The 5,470-nt window shown below is 66.4% G+C and carries 4 protein-coding genes, 1 tRNA gene, 1 other RNA gene and 1 pseudogene; 2 read left to right on the top strand and 5 right to left on the bottom strand.

From position 1 onward, the window contains the following. The 5 genes from ABZW74_RS23825 to ABZW74_RS23805 all read right to left on the bottom strand — a co-directional run. Positions 1-1,404: DNA polymerase III subunit gamma and tau (locus tag ABZW74_RS23825; RefSeq protein WP_355279886.1), on the bottom strand; the 1,404-nt coding region annotated here is incomplete at its 3' end. Between the two features lie 78 nt (positions 1,405-1,482). After that, positions 1,483-2,754, bottom strand: a complete 1,272-nt coding sequence (locus ABZW74_RS23820) for an aminotransferase class I/II-fold pyridoxal phosphate-dependent enzyme (protein ID WP_276614559.1) — start codon at positions 2,752-2,754, stop codon at positions 1,483-1,485. Positions 2,755-2,821: 67 nt separating this feature from the next. Next, positions 2,822-2,916: signal recognition particle sRNA small type (gene ffs / locus ABZW74_RS23815), an RNA gene on the bottom strand. 114 nt (positions 2,917-3,030) lie between these two features. Further along, a tRNA-Ser gene (locus ABZW74_RS23810) sits at positions 3,031-3,118 on the bottom strand. Positions 3,119-3,177: 59 nt separating this feature from the next. Then, entirely contained in the window at positions 3,178-3,822 is a 645-nt protein-coding gene (locus ABZW74_RS23805; protein WP_240856275.1) for a S1 family peptidase, read from the bottom strand. A gap of 176 nt (positions 3,823-3,998) precedes the next feature. Between ABZW74_RS23805 and ABZW74_RS23800 the strand changes: the two genes are divergently transcribed. Then, positions 3,999-4,853, top strand: coding sequence for an NmrA/HSCARG family protein (locus tag ABZW74_RS23800; protein WP_240856276.1), 855 nt, complete (start codon positions 3,999-4,001; stop codon positions 4,851-4,853). Between the two features lie 95 nt (positions 4,854-4,948). Then, positions 4,949-5,326: pseudogene (locus ABZW74_RS23795) on the top strand (sodium:calcium antiporter); the annotation flags it as partial. Positions 5,327-5,470 lie beyond the last annotated feature (144 nt).

Raw genomic sequence — 5,470 nt, 5'->3', positions numbered from 1 at the left:
AGCAGTCGTATCCGCGACGACTGGAGCCGGCTCAGGCGTGACCACATCAGCCGGTTCAGCCACCACCACATCGGCCGGCGCAGCAGACTCTGCCGGCGCGAGCACGCGGTCGTCGGCCTCGGCCTCTTCGGCGGCGGTGCGTTCGGCAGCGGCCTGCTCCTTGGCCTCCTCGATCGCCTTGCGCTGGGACGCACGCACGAATTTCGGTTCCGGTTCCGGTTCGGCCGGGGTCGCCGGGATCGGAATCGATGTCCGTGCACCCGATTCCAGCCGCTCGAGACGCTGGAGCAACGCTGCGTCGTCCGCGGAGACCGCCGGCAGCAGCATGCGCGCACACATCACCTCGAGCAGCAGTCGCGGCGAGGTGGTGCCGCGCATCTCACCGAGCGCGGCGTGCGCGATCTCGGCGAACCGCGTCAGCGACGCAGACCCGAGCGACGCGATCTGGGCGTTCATCCGCGCGAGCTGGTCGCCGGGCGCCTCCACGAGCCCGCGATCGGCAGCGTCCGGAACAGCTTGCAGCAGAATGAGATCCCGCAGCCGCTCGAGGAGGTCGATGGCGAATCGGCGGGGATCGTGTCCGGCGTCGACGACCTTCTCGACCGTCCCGAACAGCTTCGCTCCGTCGGCTGTGGCAAGAGCGTCGATCGTGTCGTCGATCAGCGCGATGTCGGTGACACCCAGCAACGACAGCGCCCGATCGTAGGTGACTCCCTTCTCGTCGGCACCGGCGATGAGCTGATCGAGGACCGAGAGCGAATCTCGTGGCGACCCACCACCGGCACGGATCACCAGTGGAAAGACATCAGCCGCGACGGTCACATGCTCGCGTTCGCAGATGTTCTCCAGCAGCCCGCGCATCACCGGCGGCGCGAGCAACCGGAACGGGTAATGGTGCGTACGCGAACGGATGGTGGGCAGCACCTTCTCCGGCTCGGTCGTCGCGAACACGAAGATCAAGTGCTCCGGCGGTTCTTCGACGATCTTGAGCAGCGCGTTGAAGCCGGCCGTGGTGACCATGTGCGCCTCGTCGACGATGAACACCCGATAGCGCGACTCGGCCGGTGCATAGAATGCGCGGTCGCGAAGCTCGCGAGTGTCGTCGACGCCGCCGTGGCTGGCCGCGTCCAACTCGATGACGTCGAGATTGCCCGGCCCACCCGGCGCGAGCGCCTCGCACGACGAGCACACACCACACGGCGTCGACGTCGGTCCCTGCTCGCAATTGAGTGACCGCGCGAGGATGCGCGCCGACGACGTCTTGCCACAACCACGTGGCCCCGAGAAGAGGTATGCGTGATTGATTCGACCGGCGTCGAGTGCCCGGCTCAGCGGATCGGTGACATGCTCCTGACCGACGACGTCGGCGAACGTAGCCGGGCGATAGGTGCGATACAGGGCCACGCGTCGAGACTACCGGCGAACCCCGACAGTCCCCTGCCCGGTCCCACAGTCCGGTCCGCAACTCACCGACCGGTGTGATCAGTCCTTCTCGAGCAACGTCTCGGTGGCCGCCAACAGCACGCAGGTGGAGACCCCATCCATGGCGACGCGCAGGTCGTCGGTGCTCGGAAAGGTCGGCGCGAGACGGATGTTGCGGTCGTAGGGATCGTTCTTGTACGGGTAGGTCGACCCCGCCGCGGTCAGCGCGATGCCCGCTTCCTTGGCCAGCTGGATGGTCCGCTTGGCGGCACCGTCGAGCACGTCGAGGTTGATGAAGTAGCCACCCTCGGGTTCCGACCACGCCGCGACCTTGGACTCGGCGAGGCGGTCGGCGAGGATTTCGAGCACCAGCTTGAACTTGGGCGCGAGGATCTCGCGATGGCGGGCCATGTGGGCGCGCACCCCGGCGGCGTCGCCGAAGAAGCGCGCATGCCGGAGCTGGTTGACCTTGTCGGGGCCGATCGTCGTGAACGACAGATGCTTGGCGAACCAGTCGACGTTCGCGGGCGACGAGCCGAAGAACGCAACGCCTGCACCGGCGAAGGTGATCTTGGACGTCGAGCCCAGCACATACACGCGATTCGGATTCCCGGCCTGCGCGGCCATGTCGATCACGGGCAGCGGCGTGGGCGGTGCGTCGACGAGGGTGTGCACGGCGTAGGCGTTGTCCCAGTAGATGCGGAAGTCCGGTGCGGCCGGCATCTCCAGGAGCCCACGGGTGACCTCCTCGGTGAAGGTGACACCGGTGGGGTTGGAGTACGTGGGTACCGCCCACATGCCCTTGATGCTCGGGTCGTTGCGCGTCAACTCGGCACACGCGTCCACGTCGGGGCCGTTCGGCAGCATCGGCACCTCGATCATCTCGATGCCGTAGGTCTCGGTGATGGCGAAGTGCCGGTCGTATCCGGGGGCCGGGCACAGGAACTTCACCTTCTGTCCGTGCCATGGGGCATCGGAGTCCTGGGTTCCGGTCAGCAACGCGAACGCGGTGAGGTCGTGCATCAGCTCGAGGCTGGAGTTGCCGAAGGCGATCAGGTTCTTGGGGTCGACGGCGAGTAGTTCGCCGAAGATCTCGCGCAGCTCCGGCAGGCCGTTGATGCCGCCGTAGTTGCGAGTGTCGGTGCCCGCGGAGTCCTTGTACTCGTCACCCGGCAGCGACAGCAGATCGTTCGAGAGGTCCAGTTGCTCGGGCGCCGGCTTGCCGCGGGTGAGGTCGAGTTTGAGGCCGGCTGCGCACAGCTCGTCATAGAGCTTTCGCAGATCCTGCGCGGTGGCGTGAAGTTGATCCGAACTCATCGAATGGAAGTTCAACGTTGGCCCTCTCGCCGCAACGTCGGTGCGGGTGGCCGACGCCGCAAACCTGGATGATCGTGTCGGGGATAGGGGACCCCGCGCACCCGAGAGAGCCCGTTGACCCTTGCTGCCTTCCGGCCCTGGGGGAGTTCACAGGATGCACGCCGCGCGGGATCCGGAGACAAGTGTACCCACCCGATTTCGGCCGACGTCACTGACCCGAGATCACGGTGCGCAGATGCAGAAACCCCCGGTCACGCTCGCGCGTGCCCGGGGGTCTGATGTTGCATCATCTGGCGGAGGATAGGGGATTTGAACCCCTGAGGGCGTTAACCCAACCCGCGTTCCAGGCGAGCGCCATAGGCCACTAGGCGAATCCTCCAACTCCGCGATGATAGCGGTCCGGGCACCGCGGCCCAAAACCGACTGTCCCGCGTAGGTCTAGCGGAGGTAGCCCGGCAGGTACGAGACCGGCGCGACGGCGGTGGCGCGATCCGACGCCCCGGACGACACGATGCCGACGATGCGGCCGCTCGCGTCGCGCACTCCCGACCCGCTGTCCCCGGCCTTCGACAGCAGGCTGGTCCGGATGCTGATCGTCGAGTGCTGCAGCAGGAACGGCGGCGCGTAGACGAATCCGCGGGCCGTCCGCTTGGTCGGCTTGGGGTCGGTCACCACACCGCGACCGAAACCTGTGGTCACGCCGTTCTTGCTGACCGGCTGGCCGCGGAAGAACTGGCCGGACCAGTTGATGCGGTCGATCTGGACGCGCGCCCGCGGCACCAGGGTGATCACGGCGATGTCGAGGCCCTTGGCGATGCGATTGGCGGTGATGGTTCCGATCCGGTTTCCGCGGGCGTCGTAGACCCCGCGGCCGACCTCGCCGCAGTGGCCCGCGGTGAGTGCCTTGCGGGGCGAGAGGACTGCGCCGAGCGTGCATTCGCTGGCCGTCACGATCGTCTCCTCGACGTCGATCTCCATGCCTGACCGCACGGTCAGGGCGGGTGCCGCTTCGGCTGTGACCGCGGGTGCGGCCACCAATGCTCCGACAGACAGCAGCGCTCCGGCCAGAAACTTCATACGCATGTGTGATCCCCTCATCGTCATTGGTCCGTTCTCATCGGATCGTCATCGAGCGCGGGGCTCTCGAGGAGATCACCTTGCCGACGACGGTACCAGCGTCACACTGACACCAGTAGCCCCAACTATTCGCGGTATTAAACCACGGCTTTGCTGAACGAGGCGCGGGCTAGGGTGGAGTCATGACCGACCACAACGCGCCATACGTGATCCTGGGAGCCACCGGTGGACAGGGAGGAGCGGTGGTCGATGCGCTGCTCGACGCCGGCCGACCCGTGCGGGCCGTTGTGCGCGACGCAGAATCGGCGCGAGCAGTACGACTGGCCGAGCGTGGCGTCGAACTCGCGGTCGGCGACATGGTGACCGGAAACGGACTGACCGAGGCCTTCGACGGGGCCGCCGGCGTCTTCGGACTCACCACGCCGTTCGAGACCGGCGTCGACGCGGAGATCACCCAGGGCACCGCGCTCATCGCCGCGTCGAAACAGGCCGCGGTGCCCTACTTGGTGTTCTCATCGGTGGCGAGCGCGAACCTCGGTACGGGAGTACCGCATTTCGAGAGTAAGTTCGAGGTCGAGAAGTTGTTGGCGCAGAGCGACCTCCCGCACACCATCGTCGGCCCGACCTACTTCTACGACAACCTCCTCGGCGGAGCCGACGCCCTCGCCGCGGGCGTGATGCCCATCGCCATGCCCGCCGACAAAGAGCTGCAACAACTTTCGCGACGCGACCTGGGCCGGTTTGTCGCGACGCTGTTCGCGGATCCGCAAGCCCATGCCGGCGAGCGCTTCGACATCGCCTCCGACGCACCCACCCCCGCCGGGATGGCCACCACCCTCAGCGAGGTTCTCGGACGGCCGGTGCACGCCGAATCCTATGACCCCGAACGCATCTCATCACCCGACATGCGGGCGATGTTCACCTTCCTCAGCGGCGACGGCTACAGCGCGGACATCCCCGCCCTGCATGCACGCTTCCCCGACGTCGGATGGCAGTCCTTTGCCGAGTGGGCGGTCGGGGCGCTCTCGAAGAGTTAGGTGACCAATCCCGCTGACCTGGGCAAATGCGCTTGCGTCGTGCCCGCAAAATTAAGGGGAAGAACTTCCTCCCCTAACTTCCAAGTCGTCCCCGCGGATCCGTGCGGGTCGCCACCGACCTCGGCATCAGCGAGGCGCTCATCGGTCTGACGGTTATCGCGATCGGAACGTCGGCGCCCGAGTTCGTGACGACGGTCGTCTCGACCATTCGAGGAGATCGAGATCTGGCAATCGGCAACCTGATCGGGTCGAGCGTCTACAACATCACCTTCATTCTCGGAACAGCTGCTCTCGTGCGACCACTGGCGATCACCGACGATCTCATCCACGTCGACATACCGCTGATGACCGGGGTCGCGCTGCTCTGCATTCCCGTCTTCATCACGGGTCGACGCGTGTCCCGCCTGGAGGGCATCGCGTTTGTGGCGACCTACCTCGTGTACCTGACACTGGTCATCGCACTTCGCACCTGAATACCCGTCCACGGTCAAGGATCACAGGTCAGCGGGGCTGGTCACCAACCCTTCGAGTCAGCGACCCACCCGCCGCCTGCGGCGGCGATCGTGGAGGCGGGAAGAGGGCCGTGGAGCGCGACGCGGCGACGATGATCCACGAAA

This window comes from Gordonia sp. NPDC003585 (genome assembly GCF_040610755.1).
GTDB lineage: Bacteria > Actinomycetota > Actinomycetes > Mycobacteriales > Mycobacteriaceae > Gordonia.
This window is presented reverse-complemented; position numbering and strand designations above follow the sequence as displayed.

Excerpts from the sequence above, each read along its gene's own strand:
- ABZW74_RS23805 (WP_240856275.1), bottom strand. The coding sequence starts at position 3,822 with ATGCGTATGAAGTTTCTGGCCGGAGCGCTGCTGTCTGTCGGAGCATTG.
- ABZW74_RS23800 (WP_240856276.1), top strand. The coding sequence starts at position 3,999 with ATGACCGACCACAACGCGCCATACGTGATCCTGGGAGCCACCGGTGGA.